This window comes from Pseudomonas sp. H3_E07, assembly GCF_054668895.1.
Genome location: NZ_CP162795.1, coordinates 3676976 through 3695243, shown reverse-complemented (window position 1 = coordinate 3695243; position 18268 = coordinate 3676976). Strand labels below are relative to the sequence as shown.

The 18268-nt window shown below is 60.3% G+C and carries 12 protein-coding genes; all 12 read left to right on the top strand.

The features are described from left to right. The first annotated feature begins 27 nt into the window (after window positions 1-27). The 12 genes from AB4O08_RS16890 to AB4O08_RS16835 all read left to right on the top strand — a co-directional run bounded on the left by AB4O08_RS16890 (window position 28) and on the right by AB4O08_RS16835 (window position 18037). The gene (locus tag AB4O08_RS16890; protein ID WP_003176118.1) at window positions 28-204 is read left to right on the top strand and encodes a hypothetical protein; all 177 of its coding nucleotides are present in this window, start codon (window positions 28-30) and stop codon (window positions 202-204) included. Then, on the top strand, window positions 188-3142 hold the full coding sequence (locus AB4O08_RS16885; RefSeq protein ID WP_021492885.1) for a sensor histidine kinase: 2955 nt from the start codon (window positions 188-190) through the stop codon (window positions 3140-3142). The genes AB4O08_RS16890 and AB4O08_RS16885 overlap by 17 nt, the downstream gene beginning before the upstream one ends. 22 nt (window positions 3143-3164) lie before the next feature. Next, window positions 3165-4592: a sigma-54-dependent transcriptional regulator gene (locus tag AB4O08_RS16880; protein WP_021492886.1), complete on the top strand. Its 1428-nt coding sequence runs from the start codon at window positions 3165-3167 to the stop codon at window positions 4590-4592. A 697-nt stretch (window positions 4593-5289) separates the two neighbouring features. Further along, window positions 5290-6693, top strand: coding sequence for a polynucleotide adenylyltransferase PcnB (locus AB4O08_RS16875; protein ID WP_010206578.1), 1404 nt, complete (start codon window positions 5290-5292; stop codon window positions 6691-6693). 2 nt (window positions 6694-6695) lie between these two features. Then, a complete protein-coding gene (folK, locus tag AB4O08_RS16870; protein ID WP_010206580.1) occupies window positions 6696-7181 on the top strand; it encodes a 2-amino-4-hydroxy-6-hydroxymethyldihydropteridine diphosphokinase in 486 nt (161 codons plus the stop codon). A 307-nt stretch (window positions 7182-7488) separates the two neighbouring features. Next, complete coding sequence (gene panB / locus AB4O08_RS16865; RefSeq protein WP_460114230.1) at window positions 7489-8289, top strand: 3-methyl-2-oxobutanoate hydroxymethyltransferase; 801 nt, start codon at window positions 7489-7491, stop codon at window positions 8287-8289. Continuing rightward, complete coding sequence (panC, locus tag AB4O08_RS16860; RefSeq protein ID WP_021492887.1) at window positions 8286-9137, top strand: pantoate--beta-alanine ligase; 852 nt, start codon at window positions 8286-8288, stop codon at window positions 9135-9137. Before panB ends, panC begins: the two co-directional genes overlap by 4 nt. A gap of 226 nt (window positions 9138-9363) precedes the next feature. Continuing rightward, entirely contained in the window at window positions 9364-11028 is a 1665-nt protein-coding gene (gene pgi / locus AB4O08_RS16855) for a glucose-6-phosphate isomerase (RefSeq protein WP_010206584.1), read from the top strand. A gap of 105 nt (window positions 11029-11133) precedes the next feature. Then, the gene (acs, locus tag AB4O08_RS16850) at window positions 11134-13071 is read left to right on the top strand and encodes an acetate--CoA ligase (RefSeq protein ID WP_045791627.1); all 1938 of its coding nucleotides are present in this window, start codon (window positions 11134-11136) and stop codon (window positions 13069-13071) included. A 16-nt stretch (window positions 13072-13087) separates the two neighbouring features. Continuing rightward, complete coding sequence (locus tag AB4O08_RS16845) at window positions 13088-13957, top strand: oxygenase MpaB family protein (protein WP_010206586.1); 870 nt, start codon at window positions 13088-13090, stop codon at window positions 13955-13957. A 57-nt stretch (window positions 13958-14014) separates the two neighbouring features. Beyond that, window positions 14015-15031 carry a class I SAM-dependent rRNA methyltransferase gene (locus tag AB4O08_RS16840; protein ID WP_460114229.1) on the top strand — a complete coding sequence of 339 codons (1017 nt, stop codon included), beginning with the start codon at window positions 14015-14017 and terminating at the stop codon, window positions 15029-15031. An 87-nt stretch (window positions 15032-15118) separates the two neighbouring features. Further along, window positions 15119-18037 (top strand): DUF748 domain-containing protein, encoded by a 2919-nt coding sequence (locus AB4O08_RS16835; protein ID WP_021492889.1) that lies wholly within the window; start codon window positions 15119-15121, stop codon window positions 18035-18037. The last annotated feature ends 231 nt before the right edge of the window (window positions 18038-18268 follow it).

The following is an 18268-nucleotide window of genomic DNA, read 5'->3' as shown; positions in this document are numbered from 1 at the left end:
GCCGCACGTTTTTACACAGAGGCCAACATGTACATCTATCGATTGGTCCTGCTGCTGGTCGTCGGGATCTACCTGTTCTCCCCCGCCATCATGGATTGGTGGATCGACGCCACGGGCGCCTGGTACCGCCCTTATCTGCTGTGGCTGATCCTGATCGTCGTGACTTTCATCCTGCAGAGCCAAAAAGATGCCGATGAGCTTTAGCCTCACCCAGATGCTGCTGATCAGCGCCGCCTACCTGGCCGCGCTGTTCGGGGTGGCCTGGATCAGTGAGCGCGGAATGATTCCGCGGGCGATCATTCGCCATCCGTTGACCTACACCCTGTCCCTCGGCGTATACGCCAGTGCCTGGGCGTTCTATGGCACTGTGGGCCTGGCCTATCAGTACGGCTATGGCTTTTTGTCCAGTTACCTAGGCGTGTCCGGCGCCTTTTTGCTGGCACCGGTGCTGCTGTACCCGATCCTGAAGATCACCCGTACTTACCAGCTGTCATCCCTCGCCGACCTGTTTGCCTTCCGCTTTCGCAGTACCTGGGCCGGCGCGCTGACCACCATTTTCATGCTGATCGGCGTATTGCCATTGCTGGCCCTGCAAATCCAGGCGGTGGCCGACTCCATCAGCATCCTGACCCGTGAGCCGGTGCAACACCGCGTCGCCCTGGCCTTCTGTGCGCTGATCACGCTGTTCACGATTTTCTTCGGCTCGCGCCATATCGCCACCCGTGAAAAACATGAAGGCCTGGTGTTTGCGATTGCCTTTGAGTCAGTGATCAAGCTGATCGCCATTGGCGGCGTCGGCCTGTATGCGCTTTACGGCGTATTCGATGGCCCGCAGCAGTTGGAACTGTGGCTGCTGCAAAACCAGACCGCCCTCGCCGCCCTGCACACCCCATTGCAGGAAGGCCCATGGCGCACGCTGCTGCTGGTGTTCTTCGCCTCAGCCATCGTGATGCCGCACATGTACCACATGACCTTCACCGAAAACCTCAACCCGCGCTCGCTGGTCAGTGCCAGTTGGGGCTTGCCGTTATTCCTGCTGTTGATGAGCCTGGCGGTGCCGCTGATCCTGTGGGCAGGCTTGAAGCTGGGCGCCACCACCAACCCTGAATACTTCACCCTCGGCATCGGCATCGCCGCCAACAGCCCGGCCTTGGCGCTGCTGGCTTATGTCGGTGGCTTGTCAGCGGCCAGCGGACTGATCATCGTCACAACCCTGGCACTTTCCGGCATGGCGCTCAATCATCTGGTGCTGCCGCTGTATCAGCCGCCGGCCGAAGGCAATATCTACCGCTGGCTGAAATGGACACGCCGCGCGCTGATCGTCGCAATCATCATGGCCGGCTACGGGTTCTACCTGTTGCTGGGCGCAGGCCAAGACCTGGCCAACCTCGGCATCGTCGCGTTTGTCGCGACCTTGCAGTTCCTGCCGGGCGTGCTGTCGGTGCTGTATTGGCCGACCGCCAATCGCCGCGGTTTCATCGCCGGGTTGCTGGCGGGGATCCTGGTGTGGGTCGTGACCATGCTGTTACCGCTGGTCGGCAACCTGCAAGGCTTCTACATCCCATTGCTGAACATGATCTACGTGCTGGATGACACCAGTTGGCACATGGCCGCGATTGCTTCCCTGGCCGCCAACGTCTTGATGTTCACCCTGATCTCGCTGTTCACCAACGCCAGTCCGGAAGAAACCAGCGCCGCCGAGGCCTGCGCGGTGGATAACGTACGCCGCCCACAGCGACGCGAATTGCATGCGGCTTCCCCCCAGGAATTCGCCACGCAACTGGCCAAGCCACTGGGCGCAAAAGCGGCGCAGAAGGAAGTCGAGCAGGCGCTGCGCGATCTCTATCTGCCGTTCGATGAACGGCGCCCGTACGCGCTGCGCCGTCTGCGTGACCGCATTGAAGCCAACCTGTCCGGGCTGATGGGACCGAGCGTGTCCCAGGACATGGTGGAAACCTTCCTGCCTTACAAGGCCGGCGGCGAAAACTACGTGACCGAAGACATCCATTTCATCGAAAGCCGACTGGAGGATTACCACTCACGCCTTACTGGCCTCGCCGCCGAACTCGATGCCTTGCGCCGCTACCACCGCCAGACCCTGCAGGAATTGCCGATGGGCGTGTGCTCCCTGGCCAAGGATCAGGAGATCCTGATGTGGAACAAGGCCATGGAAGAGCTCACCGGTATCGCCGCGCAGCGCGTGGTCGGTTCGCGCCTCAATACCTTGGGCGATCCCTGGAAAGAGTTGCTGCAAGGCTTCATCAACCTGCCCGACGAACACTTGCACAAACAGCACCTGGCGCTCGACGGCCAGACCCGTTGGCTCAACCTGCACAAAGCCGCTATCGACGAGCCTTTGGCACCCGGTAACAGCGGCTTGGTGTTGCTGGTGGAAGACCTGACCGACACCCAGATGCTCGAAGACAAGCTGGTGCACTCCGAGCGCCTGGCGAGCATCGGCCGACTGGCGGCGGGTGTGGCCCATGAAATCGGCAATCCGATCACCGGTATCGCTTGCCTGGCGCAGAACCTGCGGGAAGAGCGCGAAGAAGATGGCGAAATCACCGAGATCAGCGGGCAGATCCTCGAACAGACCAAGCGTGTTTCACGCATCGTGCAGTCGTTGATGAGCTTCGCCCACGCCGGCGCGCACCAGAACCAGGACGAAGCCGTCTGCCTGGCCGAAGTGGCGCAGGATGCCATTGGGCTGCTGGCCTTGAACCGGCGCAATTTCGAAGTACAGTTTTTCAACTTGTGCGACCCCGACCATTGGGTCGATGGCGACTCACAGCGCCTGGCACAAGTGCTGATCAACCTGTTGTCCAACGCCCGTGACGCCACCCCGGCCGGCGGCGCGGTACGCGTCAAGACCGAGGCTTTCGAACATACGGTCGATCTGATCGTCGAAGATGAAGGTAGCGGTATTCCACAGAACATCATGGACCGATTGTTCGAACCCTTCTTCACCACCAAGGACCCAGGTGAAGGTACCGGTCTGGGCCTTGCACTGGTCTATTCCATCGTTGAAGAGCATTATGGACAAATCACCATCGACAGCCCGGCTGACACCGAAAGCCAACGCGGCACCCGTATTCGGGTGACCTTGCCGCGTCATGTCGAAGCGACGTCCGCTGTGAACTGAGACCGTCGAGAGAATTGAATCAATGCCGCACATTTTGATCGTCGAAGACGAAACCATTATCCGCTCTGCCTTGCGTCGCCTGCTTGAACGTAATCAGTACCAAGTCAGCGAAGCCGGCTCGGTGCAGGAAGCCCAGGAGCGTTTCAGCATTCCCACGTTCGACCTGATTGTCAGTGACCTGCGCCTGCCTGGCGCGCCTGGCACCGAGTTGATCAAGCTTGGCCAGGGCACACCGGTGCTGATCATGACCAGCTACGCCAGCCTGCGCTCGGCAGTGGACTCCATGAAGATGGGCGCGGTGGACTACATCGCCAAGCCTTTCGACCATGACGAGATGCTTCAGGCCGTGGCCCGCATCCTGCGGGACCGCCAGTCGGCCAGCAGTGCGCCCGCCGAGCAACGTCCGGCGGGAAAAGCCGCCGACAAACCAGGCGTCGACAACAGCAACGGCGAGATCGGCATCATCGGCTCCTGCCCACCGATGCAGGACCTGTACGGCAAGATCCGCAAAGTCGCGCCGACTGACTCAAATGTCTTGATCCAGGGCGAGTCGGGCACCGGTAAAGAGCTGGTGGCCCGCGCGCTGCACAATCTGTCCAAACGCGCCAAGGCGCCGATGATCTCGGTGAACTGCGCGGCGATCCCCGAATCCCTGATCGAGTCCGAACTGTTCGGCCACGAGAAAGGCGCGTTTACCGGTGCAAGCGCCGGGCGTGCGGGCCTGGTGGAAGCGGCGGACGGCGGCACGCTGTTCCTCGATGAGATCGGCGAACTGCCGCTGGAAGCACAAGCGCGGTTGCTGCGCGTGCTTCAGGAAGGTGAAATCCGCCGGGTAGGCTCGGTTCAATCGCAAAAGGTCGATGTGCGCCTGATCGCGGCGACCCACCGCGACCTCAAGAGCCTGGCCAAGATCGGCCAGTTCCGTGAAGACCTGTATTACCGCCTGCACGTGATCGCCCTCAAGCTGCCGGCCCTGCGTGAACGTGGCGCCGACGTCAACGAGATCGCCCACGCCTTCCTGCTGCGCCAGAGCGCACGCATCAACCGTACCGACCTGAAGTTTGCGCCGGACGCTGAGCAGGCGATTCGGCATTATTCGTGGCCTGGTAACGTGCGCGAGCTGGAAAACGCGGTTGAACGTGCGGTGATCCTGTCCGAAAGCCCGGAAATTTCCGCCGAGCTGCTGGGCATCGATATCGAGCTGAGTGACCTGGAGGACGATGATTTCATCGGCCTGGCGCCCTCACAGGGCGGTAGCAATACCAGCCATGAGCCGACTGAGGATCTGTCACTGGAGGATTACTTCCAGCATTTTGTCCTTGAGCATCAGGACCATATGACCGAGACCGAGCTGGCGCGCAAACTGGGCGTGAGCCGTAAATGCCTGTGGGAACGCCGCCAGCGCCTGGGCATTCCTCGACGCAAGACCGGAGTCGCCAGCGAGAGTTGAGGGGGCGCCCCCACAGGTAACACCCACAGAGGTGAAAAAACTGTTACCGCGGATATTTCGCGTAACAAAAGCCGGGGCTTACGGTAACGAAGCCCCGGCTTTTTTTGGTCCGTCAAAAACCCGAAACCACCTCAAACCCCCGGTTTTACTGGGCGGCGCAAAAGTTGGCACGCACCCTGCTATATGCTTAGTACAAAAACAATAACAAGCTTTGTACAAGACAATAAAAATAAGACGAATCGACTCACGCATAACAAAAACAACACGGCGGAGGCGCAGCTAACTGATTCTTTTGGAGAGGCGTTGCATTTGGGGCTTGCCCCGCAACCAGGCCGAGAACAACAAAAACTGCCCTAAGGCAGAGCCTGAACTGGTTGGATCGTAGATCAGCAACACAGCGACCAAAGCAATCCGTTTGCTCTTGACTCCCGATTGGGAGTGTCATGAAGGTGAAACTTCATGGCGAGGGCGATCAACAAAAACAAGAAGCCCGAAACCAATAATAAAAATAGAGCACGCAACTACTTCTGGGGGAGCTTCGGCTCCCCTTGTAGTTTCTGCAATTTGACCTTTCAACGCTTACGGCGCAATGCCTGCAGCTTGTTCCTACACCATCCCCTGACTAAATGCTAGAATCCCCGCCCATCATGCGGTCATTCTTCGTTATGGCCGAACATTCCTTCAAACAGTGCATCCCATGCTGAAGAAGTTGTTCCAGTCATTCCGTTCTCCCTTGCGTCGTACGCAACACAAACGCAGCACGCCTGAAGTGCTCAACAGCAGCCAACATTCGCTGCAACGCGCTCAATTCAGCCGTTACGCCGTGAACATCGTCGAACGTTTGCAGAACGCCGGCTACCAGGCTTATCTGGTGGGCGGGTGCGTTCGCGACATGCTGCTCAATATCACACCCAAGGACTTCGACGTCGCCACCAGCGCCACGCCTGAGCAAGTGCGTGCCGAATTCCGCAATGCGCGGATCATCGGCCGACGCTTCAAGCTGGTGCATATTCACTTCGGTCGCGAAATCATCGAAGTCGCGACGTTCCGTGCCGGCCATCCGCAAAACGATGAAGAGGAAGACACCAATCAGTCCTCCCGCAACGAAAGCGGGCGCATCCTGCGCGACAACGTTTACGGCACCCTGGAAGAAGACGCGCAACGCCGCGACTTCACCATCAACGCCCTGTATTACGACCCGGTCAGCGAGCGCATCCTCGATTACGCCAATGGCGTACACGACATTCGCAACAACCTGATCCGCCTGATCGGTGACCCCGTCCAGCGCTACCAGGAAGACCCGGTACGCATGCTGCGGGCCGTGCGTTTTGCTGCCAAGCTGAACTTCGGCATCGAGCGCCATACCGCCGCGCCGATTCGCGAACTGGCCCCGATGCTGCGAGAGATCCCCTCGGCGCGCCTGTTCGAAGAAGTGCTCAAACTATTCCTCTCGGGTTATGCCGCCGACACCTTTGAAATGCTGGTGGATCTGCAGTTGTTCGACCCGCTGTTCCCGGCCAGCGCCGAGGCTTTGGAATACAACCCGACGTACACCCATACCCTGATCAGCGAAGCGCTGATCAACACCGACCTGCGCATCAAGCAGAACAAGCCGGTCACCCCGGCGTTCCTGTTTGCAGCGCTGTTGTGGCCAGCCTTGCCCAAACGCGTACTGCGCTTGCAGGAACGTGGCATGCCGCCGATCCCGGCCATGCAGGAAGCCGCCCATGAGTTGATCGCCGAGCAGTGCCAGCGCATCGCCATCCCGAAACGCTTCACCATGCCGATCCGCGAGATCTGGGACATGCAGGAGCGTCTGCCTCGCCGCAGCGGCAAGCGCGCTGACCTGTTGCTGGACAACCCACGCTTCCGCGCCGGCTACGACTTCCTGCTGCTGCGCGAAAGTGCCGGCGAGCAGACCGACGGCCTGGGCGAATGGTGGACCGATTACCAGGACGCCAATGACAGCGGGCGCCGCGACATGATTCGTGAGCTCGGCAGCAAAGGCGATGGCGAAGGCGCTGGCCCTAAGAAGCGTCGTCGCAGCGGCACCAAACGCAAGCGCAGTTCGGCTGACGCCTCGGGCGCTGCGGGCGAATAAACGTGGAACGCATCTACATCGGCATGGGCAGCAACCTGGCTGCCCCGGCTCAGCAATTGCGCAGCGCTGTCGAAGCACTGGCCCGATTGCCAGGCACCACCGTCGCCGGCGTCTCCGCCTTTTATCAAAGTGACTCCCTGCTCCCAGGCCAACCGCGCTATACCAATGCGGTTGCTGCCTTGGACAGCAACCTTGCGCCCCTGGCGCTGCTGGATGCGTTGCAAGCCATCGAGAACGACCAAGGCCGCGAACGCCTTGAGCGCTGGGGCCCACGCACGCTCGACCTGGACATCCTGTTGTTTGGCGATCGCCTGATCGACGAGCCGCGCCTCAAGGTGCCGCACTATCAAATGCACCTGCGGGCGTTTGTGCTGTATCCGCTGGCTGAACTGGCGCCCGTCGCGCTGCAACTGCCCAACGGTCAGACGCTCAGCGAACTGCTGGCCGCCTGCCCGTTTGTCGGCCTGGAACGCCTGCCCCAAGACTGACTCGCTCAATGTGGGAGCTGGCTTGCCTGCTCCCACATTTCGATCACCTGCGCACTCAAAATCGCTTTCCCACTTGCTGAATCGCGTCAGTAACAGCGGTAACACCGCCATCGTAACAATGCGGTAACACATCCAATTGACTTCCCGTGCCCTCCTCACGACTATAGGCGTCCCGCTGCCGCCAACCCGGCGCTAAAGGGCGCAATCCAGGCCTTATAAGCACTGCTCTCAAGACGGTGCGCCTGTATAAACGAAGACTCACGCGCGTTACTCGCTGTTTCCAAGCGCCTGAACGAGGACCCTTTTCATGCCAGACATTACCCTGACCACCTTGCAGAGCCTCAAGCTCAAAGGTGAAAAAATCACCATGCTGACCTGCTATGACGCCACCTTCGCCCACGCCAGTTGCCAGGCGGGTGTTGAAGTGCTGCTGGTGGGCGACTCCCTGGGCATGGTTCTTCAAGGGAATGACAGCACCCTGCCCGTCACCACCGATGAACTTGCGTACCACACCGCCAGCGTCAAGCGCGGCAACGATGGTGCCTTCATCATCGCCGACCTGCCGTTCATGGGTTACGCGACGCTCGAACAGACGTTTCAGAATGCCGGCAAGCTGATGCAAGCCGGTGCGCACATGATCAAAGTTGAAGGCGCAGTGTGGCTGGCCGAGTCGATCCGCCTGCTGGCGGAACGCGGCGTGCCGGTGTGTGCGCACATGGGCCTGATGCCACAGTCGGTGAACATCCTCGGCGGCTACAAGGTACAAGGCCGCAATGAGGCCCAGGCGCGGCAGATGCGCGCGGATGCCATCGCCCTGGAACAGGCGGGCGCGGCAATGATCCTGCTCGAATGCGTGCCGAGCGAGCTGGCGGCAGAAATTACTCAGGCGGTGAAGGTACCGGTGATCGGCATTGGCGCAGGCTCGGCCACCGATGGCCAGGTGCTGGTATTGCACGACATGCTCGGCCTGTCGATCAGCGGCCGTGTGCCGAAGTTCGTGAAGAACTTCATGGCCGGCCAGGACAGCATTCACGCCGCACTGAGTGCCTACGTCGCCGAAGTCAAAGCGGTGACCTTCCCTGGCGCCGAACACGGATTTTCTGCATGAACACCGTAAAAACCGTACGTGAACTGCGGGCCGCTGTGACCCACGCCCGCAATGCCGGCAAGCGCATTGGCTTTGTGCCGACCATGGGCAACCTGCACAGCGGCCATGCCACTTTGGTGACCAAGGCCGCCCAGCAGGCGGATTTCGTAGTCGCCAGCATCTTCGTCAACCCGTTGCAGTTTGGCGCCGGCGAAGACCTGGACAAGTATCCGCGCACGCTGGCAGCCGACCAGGAAAAGCTGCTGCAAGCCGGCTGCAACCTGTTATTCGCGCCCACCGTCGAGGAAATGTACCCCGGCGGCATGACCGGCCAGACCCGTGTCAGCGTGCCGCAACTGTCTGAAGGCCTGTGCGGCGCCAGCCGTCCGGGGCACTTCGAAGGCGTGGCGACGGTGGTCAGCAAGCTGTTCAATATGGTCCAGCCGGACATGGCGGTATTTGGCCAGAAGGATTACCAGCAACTGGCGGTGATCCGCGCCATGGTCCATGACCTGAACATGCCGATCCAAATCATTGGCGAGCCCACCGTACGCGCCGACGACGGTCTCGCGCTATCGTCGCGCAACGGCTACCTCTCCGACGAACAACGGGCCATTGCGCCGGTGCTGTACCGCTGCCTCAGCCAGATCGGTGCAGCGATCAAAGCCGGTGACCACGACTTTGCCAAGCTGCGTGCCGAACAGGTCCAGCAGATCGAAGCCGCCGGGCTGCGCCTGGACTACCTCGAAGTGCGCCAGGGCGTGCATTTGCGCCCGGCCACGGCCGAGGACCGGGATATCGTGATACTGGTAGCCGCTTATCTGGGCGCCACCCGACTCATCGACAATCTGCACCTGACCCTCGACTGACCCGCTCCAAATTGCCCTCCTCGTTGCGTAAATAAAAAGTGCCGGTATAAAAAAGTACCGGCCTGAGCGCAGACAAAGCCAAGACATATCGACACGCTAGGTTTAATGTAATCGCCCGGCGCTATGGTTAGCGCTGTCCGGAACCCATTGCTTGATGAAAGACTGGACGTTCCGGGCTTAGAAGTGTCCTAAAGGCAGTCCCCGTAATAAAAGGAAACCCGCAGCGATGGCGTACTACCGCACCCCTCATGACGTTACCGCTCTGCCCGCCTGGCAAGCGCTCAATCAACATCGCCAAGCCATGCAGGATTTCAGCATGCGCGAAGCGTTCAATGCCGATCCACAGCGTTTTTCCCAGTTCACCCTGAGCAGCTGCGGACTTTTCCTCGATTACTCGAAAAACCTGATCACCAGCGAAACCCGCGACCTGCTCGTGGGCCTCGCCGAAGAAGTCGGCCTCAAAGACGCGATCAACTCGCTGTATGCCGGTGAGCCGGTCAACTCCTCCGAAGGCCGCCCGGCCCTGCACACCGCCCTGCGCCGCCCGGTGGGCGACAAGCTGTCGGTGAACGGCGTGAACATCATGCCGGACGTGCACAAGGTGCTGAACCAGATCACTGACCTGGTCGGCCGCATCCACGACGGCCTGTGGCGTGGCTACACCGAGAAGCCGATAACCGACGTGGTGAACATCGGTATCGGTGGCTCGTTCCTCGGTCCGGAGCTGGTCTCCGAAGCGCTGTTGTCCTACGCCCACAAAGGCGTGCGCTGCCATTACCTGGCGAACATTGACGGCAGCGAGTTCCATGAGCTGACCATGAAGCTGCGCGCCGAGACCACGCTGTTCATCGTTTCGTCGAAATCCTTCAACACCCTGGAAACCCTGAAAAACGCCCAGGCCGCTCGCGCCTGGTACCTGGCCCAGGGTGGCTCGGAAGCCGAGCTGTACCGCCACTTCATCGCCGTATCGAGCAATAACGCGGCGGCGGTGGCCTTTGGTATCCGTGAAGAAAACATCTTCCCGATGTGGGACTGGGTTGGCGGACGGTACTCGCTGTGGTCGGCCATCGGCTTGCCAATCGCCCTGGCGATCGGCATGTCCAACTTCAAGGAACTGCTGTCCGGTGCCTACACCATGGACCAGCATTTCCAGAACGCGCCCTTCGAAGCCAACATGCCGGTGCTGCTGGGCCTGCTGGGTGTGTGGTACGGCAACTTCTGGGGTGCGCAGAGCCATGCGATCCTGCCGTACGACCACTACCTGCGTAACATTACCAAACACTTGCAACAGCTGGACATGGAATCCAACGGTAAGAGCGTGCGCCAGGATGGCACCCCAGTGGGGACCGATACCGGTCCAGTGATCTGGGGTGGCGTGGGTTGCAACGGTCAGCACGCCTATCACCAGTTGCTGCACCAGGGGACCCAACTGATCCCGGCCGACTTCATCGTGCCGATCGTCAGCTTCAACCCGGTGTCCGACCACCATCAGTGGCTCTACGCCAACTGCCTGTCCCAGAGCCAGGCATTGATGCTCGGCAAGACCCGCGCCGAAGCCGAAGCCGAGCTGCGTGACAAGGGCATCCCGGAAGAAGACGTGCAGAAGCTGGCACCGCACAAGGTGATTCCGGGCAACCGCCCGAGCAACACCATTGTGGTTGAGCGCATCAGCCCGCGTCGCTTGGGTGCGCTGGTCGCGATGTATGAGCACAAAGTGTTCGTGCAGAGCGTGATCTGGGGTATCAACGCGTTCGACCAATGGGGTGTGGAACTGGGTAAAGAGCTGGGCAAGGGCGTCTACAACCGCCTGACCGGCGCCGAAGAAACCTCGGCCGAGGATGCTTCGACCCAGGGCCTGATCAACTACTTCCGCGGTCGTCACCGCGGCTGATCCAGGTATCGCAAGGCCAACATCCGTTTGGACGTTGGCCTTGAACCCTCACCGTGCAGGGTGCATCTTTATGACTTGTCGCGAAAACAAGAATAAGGATTGCTCATGTTCGATATCAGCACGTTCCCCACCGCCGATGCCGTCCGTCGGGCTGCGCAACTCAGTCAAGAGGACTATAAGCGCCTCTATCGCCAATCCATCGAACAGCCGGATACCTTCTGGGCCGAACAGGCCAAAGGCTTTCTCGACTGGATAACCCCGTGGCACACCGTTCAACGCTCAGACATCAACACCGGCGCCGCCCATTGGTTTGCCGGCGGCCAACTGAACGTCAGCTACAACTGCATCGACCGCCACCTGGCGCAACGCGCCGAGCAGCCCGCCTTCATCTGGGAGGGCGATGATCCTGCAAAGTCTTGCAAAATCACCTACCGCCAACTGCACCAGAACGTCAGCCGCCTGGCCAATGTGCTGAAAAGCCGTGGCGTAAAGAAAGGCGACCGGGTGTGCATCTACATGCCGATGATCCCCGAAGCCGCCTACGCCATGCTCGCCTGTACGCGGATTGGCGCGGTGCATTCCGTGGTATTTGGTGGCTTCTCGCCGGACGCCCTGCGCGACCGTATTCAAGACGCCGACTGCCGCACCGTGATCACCGCTGATGAAGGCGTGCGCGGCGGCAAGCCGGTGGCACTTAAGCAGAACGTCGACAAAGCCCTGGCCAGTTGCCCGAACGTGAGCACGGTGCTGGTGGTGGAGCGTACCGGAGCGACCATCAACTGGAGCGAAGGCCGCGACCTCAAGTATCAACAGGCCCTGGATGCGGCAAGCGACAACTGCCCGCCCGAGCCCATGGATGCCGAAGACCCGTTGTTCATCCTCTACACCTCCGGCAGCACCGGCAAACCCAAAGGCGTGCTGCACACCACCGGCGGCTACCTGCTGCAAGCCGCGATGACCTTCAAATACGTGCTCGACTACCGCGATGGCGAAGTGTTCTGGTGCACTGCCGACGTGGGCTGGGTCACCGGCCACAGTTACATCGTGTACGGCCCGCTGGCCAATGGCGCAACCTCACTGATGTTCGAAGGCGTACCGAGCTACCCGGACAGCTCACGCTTCTGGCAGGTGATCGACAAGCACAAGGTCAATATTTTCTACACCGCGCCCACCGCCTTGCGGGCGTTGATGCGTGAAGGCCACGCGCCGTTGGAAAGCACGTCCCGCGCCAGCCTGCGCCTATTGGGCAGCGTCGGCGAACCGATCAACCCGGAAGCCTGGGACTGGTACTTCAACGCCGTCGGCGAACAGCGCTGCCCGATTGTGGATACCTGGTGGCAGACCGAGACCGGCGGCATCATGCTCAGCCCCTTGGTCAGCGCGCAGCGTATCAAGCCCGGCTGCGCGACTCAGCCAATGTTTGGCGTACAGCCCGTATTGCTGGACGAACAGGGTAAAGAATTCAGCGGCGCCGGCAGTGGCGTGCTGGCGATCAAAGCGAGCTGGCCAGGGCAGATCCGCAGTGTGTATGGTGACCCTCAGCGCATGATCGACACCTATTTCAAGCCCTACCCCGGCTACTACTTCACCGGTGACGGCGCACGGCGTGATGAAGACGGCGACTACTGGATCACCGGGCGCATCGACGATGTGATCAACGTGTCCGGCCACCGTATCGGCACCGCCGAAGTGGAAAGCGCCCTGGTGCTGCATGACCTGGTGGCAGAGGCCGCTGTGGTGGGCTACCCCCATGACGTCAAAGGCCAGGGCATCTATGCCTTTGTGACCCCCATGAATGGGGTGGAACCCGACGATGCGTTGAAAAGGCACCTGCTGGAGTTGGTCAGTAAGGAAATCGGCAGCTTTGCCAAGCCGGAACTGATCCAATGGGCCCCGGCCTTGCCGAAAACCCGCTCCGGCAAGATCATGCGCAGGATTTTGCGCAAGATCGCCTGCAACGAACTCGACAGCCTGGGTGATACCTCGACCCTCGCCGATCCTAGTGTCGTAGAGGGCTTGATCGACAAACGCTTGAACCGATAGGAAAACCTGAGTCGCCATGGAATTTATCCGCAGCCGCATCGAAACCCAGTTGATGAGCCTGACCGGCCTGTCGCTGGGCCAACTGGACCTGGAAAACCCCAAGGGCGACCCCGGCCTGTTCGGGCCCGATTCGGTGAGTTGGCAGGTCCATGGCGACTTCAGCAGCATGCTCATCGGCGGCATCAGCGCCTTGATGCTGCAAGCCTTGCATCCATTGGCCCTGGCGGGCGTGTGGGACCACTCGAACTTTCGTCAGGACATGCTCGGGCGCTTGCGGCGTACCTCGCAATTCATCTCGGGTACGACTTTTGGTTCGCGCAAAGACGCTGAATGGCTGATCGAAAAAGTCCGCACCATTCACCTGCAGGTCGTCGGCCATGCTCCGGATGGTCGGCCTTATGCGGCCAGCGACCCGGAATTGTTAACCTGGGTGCATGTGGCGGAGGTCAGTAATTTTCTCGCTGCTCACCTGCGCTATCGCAACCCGCGTCTTTCAGGTCGGGACCAGGACCGTTACTACAGTGAAATTGCCCTGGTTGCCGAACAGTTGGGCGCGCGGCATGTTCCGCGCTCTCGGCAGGAAGTTTCGGATTATCTGGCACGTATCCGCCCGCAATTACTGTGCGACGAGCGCAGCCGAGAAGTGCTGCGGTTGCTTTTGAATGCACCCTCCCCCAGCCTGCTGGCCAAACCCTTTGGCAGCCTGATGATGCAGGCCGGGATCGATCTGCTGCCGGATTGGGCCAGCACCATGCTCGACCAGCACCAGCACCCACTGCAACGCCAGATGATCCGTGCCGGGGTCAGGCGCAGTGCGCCGATGCTGCGCTGGGCGATGCGCAACGGTTCAGTGCAACGGGCCCATCGGCGGATGGGGTTGATGTAGGCGACGGCGCATAGCTGTTAAACTTCGCGCCCTCATTTCCCCAGCAAGGCGCGCTCCATGTCTCCTCTGCATCAGGCGCTGCGCGCCGCCCTCGATCATCGCCAAGACCTGATCAATGAGCTGCACGCCCAAGGCAGCGACTGCTACCGCCTGTTCCATGGCAGCCAGGAAGGCGCCGGCGGCCTGACCGTCGACCGCTACGGTCCGCAATTACTGGTCCAGAGCTTCCACCACCCCCTGGAAACCGCAGAACTGCTGGACCTGCATCAACAGGTCAACCAGTGCTTGGGCCTGGAGTTGTTGCTGGTCTACAACGACCGTTCCCGTGGCAACTCGCGCATTGACCGCGACGACACGGTTTATCGTGCCGAGCCCGCTGCACTGGAAGACCTGGTAGGCCACGAGTGGGGCCTCAATTACCGCGTGCGCGGGCGCCATGCCGGGCAAGACCCACTGCTGTTCCTTGATTTGCGTAACACCCGTGGCTGGGTCAAGGCCCACAGTGCCGGCAAAAGTGTGCTGAACCTGTTCGCCTATACCTGCGGCGTAGGCCTGAGCGCGGCCGCCGGGGGTGCGCGTGAGGTGTGCAACCTGGACTTTGCCGAGGGCAACCTGGCGGTCGGTCGTGAAAACGGCTTGCTGAACGCGCAGTTGCCGACCATGGAATTCGTACAGTCCGACTACTTCCCGGCAATTCGCCAACTGGCCGGCCTGCCGATCACCCAGCGCCGCGGGCAAAAGCTGCCCAGTTATCCGCGCCTGGAGCAACGTCAATACGATCTGGTGCTGCTCGATCCGCCAGCCTGGGCCAAGAGCGCGTTCGGCACCGTCGACCTGCTGCGCGACTACCAGAGCCTGCTCAAGCCCGCGCTGCTGGCAACAGCTGATAACGGTGTGCTGATCTGCTGCAACAACTTGGCAAAAGTCAGCATGGAAGACTGGCGTGAACACGTGTTGCGTTGCGCAGAAAAGGCCGGACGTCCCGTGCGTGACTGGAAAGTCATGACGCCAGGTGCGGACTTTCCCTCGCAGGATCAACAGCCACCGCTGAAAACCTTGATACTGCAGCTGTAAGACGTTTCCCAAAGGACCCGTTCTTCGGAACCGAAAACCCGTGCCATACTCCAAGGCACTCCTGATTGACATAGATGGCGCCGCCCCATGCCCAAAGGATTGATTCGCGCCGCTGGCGCCTTGTTGACCGCACTCGCCCTGTACAGCTTGCTGGGCTTCCTGATTCTCCCTGGTGTCGCGCTGCGCATTGCCAACCAGCAACTGGCCAATTACGCCACGGTGCCGGCGCGGATCGAGCGGATCGAGCTCAATCCGTTCAGCCTGGAAGTGACAGCATGGGGGTTGAAAATCGGTGACCCAGGCAAGGAACAGCTGGGATTCGAACGCCTCTACGCCAACCTGCAGATCGACAGCCTCTGGACCCGCGCCCTGCACCTGGCAGATATACAACTGGACAAACCCAAGACCGAGCTGCTCTTCGACAAGTCCGGCCAATTGAACCTCGCGCAGTTGTTCAAATTGCCGCCCAGCGAGCCGACCCCGACCGATCCGAATGCCAAGCCGTTTCCGCTGCGCATAGACAGCATCAAGCTGGCCGGCGGCTATGTGCATTTTGAAGACTTGCGCCCCAGCGAGCCCATCGAATTCCTCTACGACAAGCTCGACTTCGAGCTGAAGAACCTCAGTACCCTGCCTGAAGACAACGCCGATATGACGTTGGTGGCAGCCGGGCCTGAAGGCGGGCAGATCGACTGGAAAGGTAATTTCAGCCTGGTGCCGATGACTTCCGAGGGCACATTGAAAGTCACCGATGGCAAGATGAAAGCCTGGTGGCCCTACGTACGCGACGCACTGCCCTTGGTACTGGAAGACGGCGTGCTCAACTTCAGCACCGCGTACAAGTTCAGCCTGGCCAAAGAGACCGAACTGAACCTCACCAACACCGCCGCCAGCATCGCGCCGTTTGCCATCAAGGCGCCTGACGGCCGCCCCTTGGTGCGCCTGGAGCGCCTGGACATCAGCGAAACGACGGTAGACCTCGCCAAACAGCAGGTTATCGTTGGCAAGATCCGCAGCAACAAACTGGAAACCTGGGCCGCGCTCGAAGCGGATGGGCAATTGGACTGGCAGAAACTGTTCGCCAGCCAACCCAGCAAACCGGACTCGGCGTCCGAGCCCAAAAATGCACCCGCCACCGCCGGCTCGCCAAAAGCTGAACCCGTCGCGCCAGGCAAGCCTTGGCAAGTGCTGCTCAAGGACGTGCAACTGCGCAACTATCAGGTGCACCTGGCTGACCGTCAGGCCAAGCCGGCGGTCGCGTTGGAAGTCGGCCCGCTGAACGTCGATGTGCAGAACTTCGATAGCCTCAACCAGAGCCCATTCACGTTGAAAGTCGACACGGGCCTGGGCAAGCAGGGCAAGGTTCAGGCGACCGGCGAGGTCAACCTCAACCCGGTCAGCGCCAAGTTGAAAGTGAATACCCAGGACATCGACCTGCGGGTCGCCCAGTCCTATATCAGCCCGTTCATCCGCCTGGAACTGCGTAGCGGCATGCTCGGCAGCAATCTCGATGTGAACCTGAAAAGCACTGATCCCTTGAAGCTCCAGGTTACGGGCCGGGCACAGGTTGACCAGTTGCACACCCTGGATACCCTCAAGACCCGCGACTTCCTCAAATGGCAGCGCCTGGTGCTCGAAGGCGTGAACTATCAGCACGGCGACAGCCTGTCGATCGACAAGGTCAACCTGCTGCAGCCCTATGCACGTTTCATGATCAACGATGACCGCACCACCAACGTTGATGACCTGTTGATTCCACAACCCGCCGACAAAACGCCCAAGGCCGCCAGCAAGGAAAAGCCGTTGGGCATTCGTATCGGTCAGATTGCGATCAACGACGGTTCGGCCAACTTTGCCGACTTCAGCCTTACGCCTAACTTCGCGACGGCGATTCAACAGCTCAACGGGCAGATCGGCACCATCGACAGTCGCCAGGCCAAACCGGCCAGCGTCGATATCAAAGGCAAGGTTGACCGTTATGCGCCGGTGACCATCAAGGGCAGTGTGAACCCATTCGACCCGATGGCGTCGCTGGATATCGCAACAAGCTTCAAACGCGTAGAGCTGACCACCTTGACGCCCTACTCCGGCAAGTTCGCCGGTTTCCGTATCCGCAAGGGTCGACTGAACCTCGACCTGCACTACGTGATCACCAAGGGCCAACTGAAGGCCGAGAACAAAGTGGTGGTCGAACAATTGCAACTGGGTGAAAAAGTCGACAGCGCCGATGCCGTGGACTTGCCGATTCGCCTGGCAATCGCGTTGCTCAAGGACACTGACGGCAAAATCTCGATCGAACTGCCGGTGACGGGTGACCTGAATAACCCGCAGTTCAGCGTGATGCCAATTGTCTGGCAGACCCTGCGCAACCTGGTGGTGCGTGCAGCGACGGCGCCGTTCAAGTTTATTGGTGGTCTGGTGACGGGCGGCGGCTCGGAAGACCTTGGCAACGTATCGTTCGCCGCTGGCTCCAGCGAACTGAACAAGGATGCTGAAGGCGCCCTGAACACGTTGGCCAAAGCTCTGAAAGAACGCCCTACCCTGCGCCTGGAGATCGAAGGCACAGCGGCGGCCAGCAGCGATGGCCCAATCCTGGCGGCCCAACGACTGGAGCGTGAATACCAGTACAACTACTACAAGATTCTTCAGCGGCGTGGAGACAAGGTGCCGGCCCAGGCATCGTTGCTTGTCGTCCCCGAGAAGGAAAAAGCGCCATTGCTGGAAGGCATCTACCGCACTCGCCTGAAACAACAACCACCGGCCGAATGGAAAGACCTGAGCAGCGATGACCGTAGCACGAAGCTTCGTGACGGCGTGATCAAGTTCTGGAGTAGCAGTGACGTGCTGCTGCGCCAACTCGGCCAGGACCGTGCCAGCACCATCAAGGACTACCTGGTGGATAAAGGACAGTTGGAGGATGACCGGGTGTACTTCATCGATGCCAACCTGGGGCAGGCAGAGAAGGATGGGCGGGTGGTGACACCGATGCATCTGGATGCCGAGTAAACCGGCCCCCATACACATCTGAAAGTGAGAGCGGGCTTGCTCGCGAATACGGAGTGTCAGTCACAATATTGTCGACTGAAACGCTGTATTCGCGAGCAAGCCCGCTCCCACATTTGATCTTCATAAACCTACAAAATGTATCCGACCCACAATAGAACAGGCCCCAACACAAGTGCCGGGGCCTGTAATGACCACATCCGTGTGGTCGGTCGCATGAACTCCAGAGGTGCA

Coding starts and splice junctions, on each gene's coding strand:
- AB4O08_RS16875 (WP_010206578.1), top strand. CDS start 5,290: ATGCTGAAGAAGTTGTTCCAGTCATTCCGTTCTCCCTTGCGTCGTACG.
- AB4O08_RS16845 (WP_010206586.1), top strand. CDS start 13,088: ATGGAATTTATCCGCAGCCGCATCGAAACCCAGTTGATGAGCCTGACC.
- AB4O08_RS16885 (WP_021492885.1), top strand. CDS start 188: ATGCCGATGAGCTTTAGCCTCACCCAGATGCTGCTGATCAGCGCCGCC.
- acs (WP_045791627.1), top strand. CDS start 11,134: ATGTTCGATATCAGCACGTTCCCCACCGCCGATGCCGTCCGTCGGGCT.
- AB4O08_RS16840 (WP_460114229.1), top strand. CDS start 14,015: ATGTCTCCTCTGCATCAGGCGCTGCGCGCCGCCCTCGATCATCGCCAA.
- panB (WP_460114230.1), top strand. CDS start 7,489: ATGCCAGACATTACCCTGACCACCTTGCAGAGCCTCAAGCTCAAAGGT.
- panC (WP_021492887.1), top strand. CDS start 8,286: ATGAACACCGTAAAAACCGTACGTGAACTGCGGGCCGCTGTGACCCAC.
- pgi (WP_010206584.1), top strand. CDS start 9,364: ATGGCGTACTACCGCACCCCTCATGACGTTACCGCTCTGCCCGCCTGG.
- AB4O08_RS16880 (WP_021492886.1), top strand. CDS start 3,165: ATGCCGCACATTTTGATCGTCGAAGACGAAACCATTATCCGCTCTGCC.
- AB4O08_RS16890 (WP_003176118.1), top strand. CDS start 28: ATGTACATCTATCGATTGGTCCTGCTGCTGGTCGTCGGGATCTACCTG.
- AB4O08_RS16835 (WP_021492889.1), top strand. CDS start 15,119: ATGCCCAAAGGATTGATTCGCGCCGCTGGCGCCTTGTTGACCGCACTC.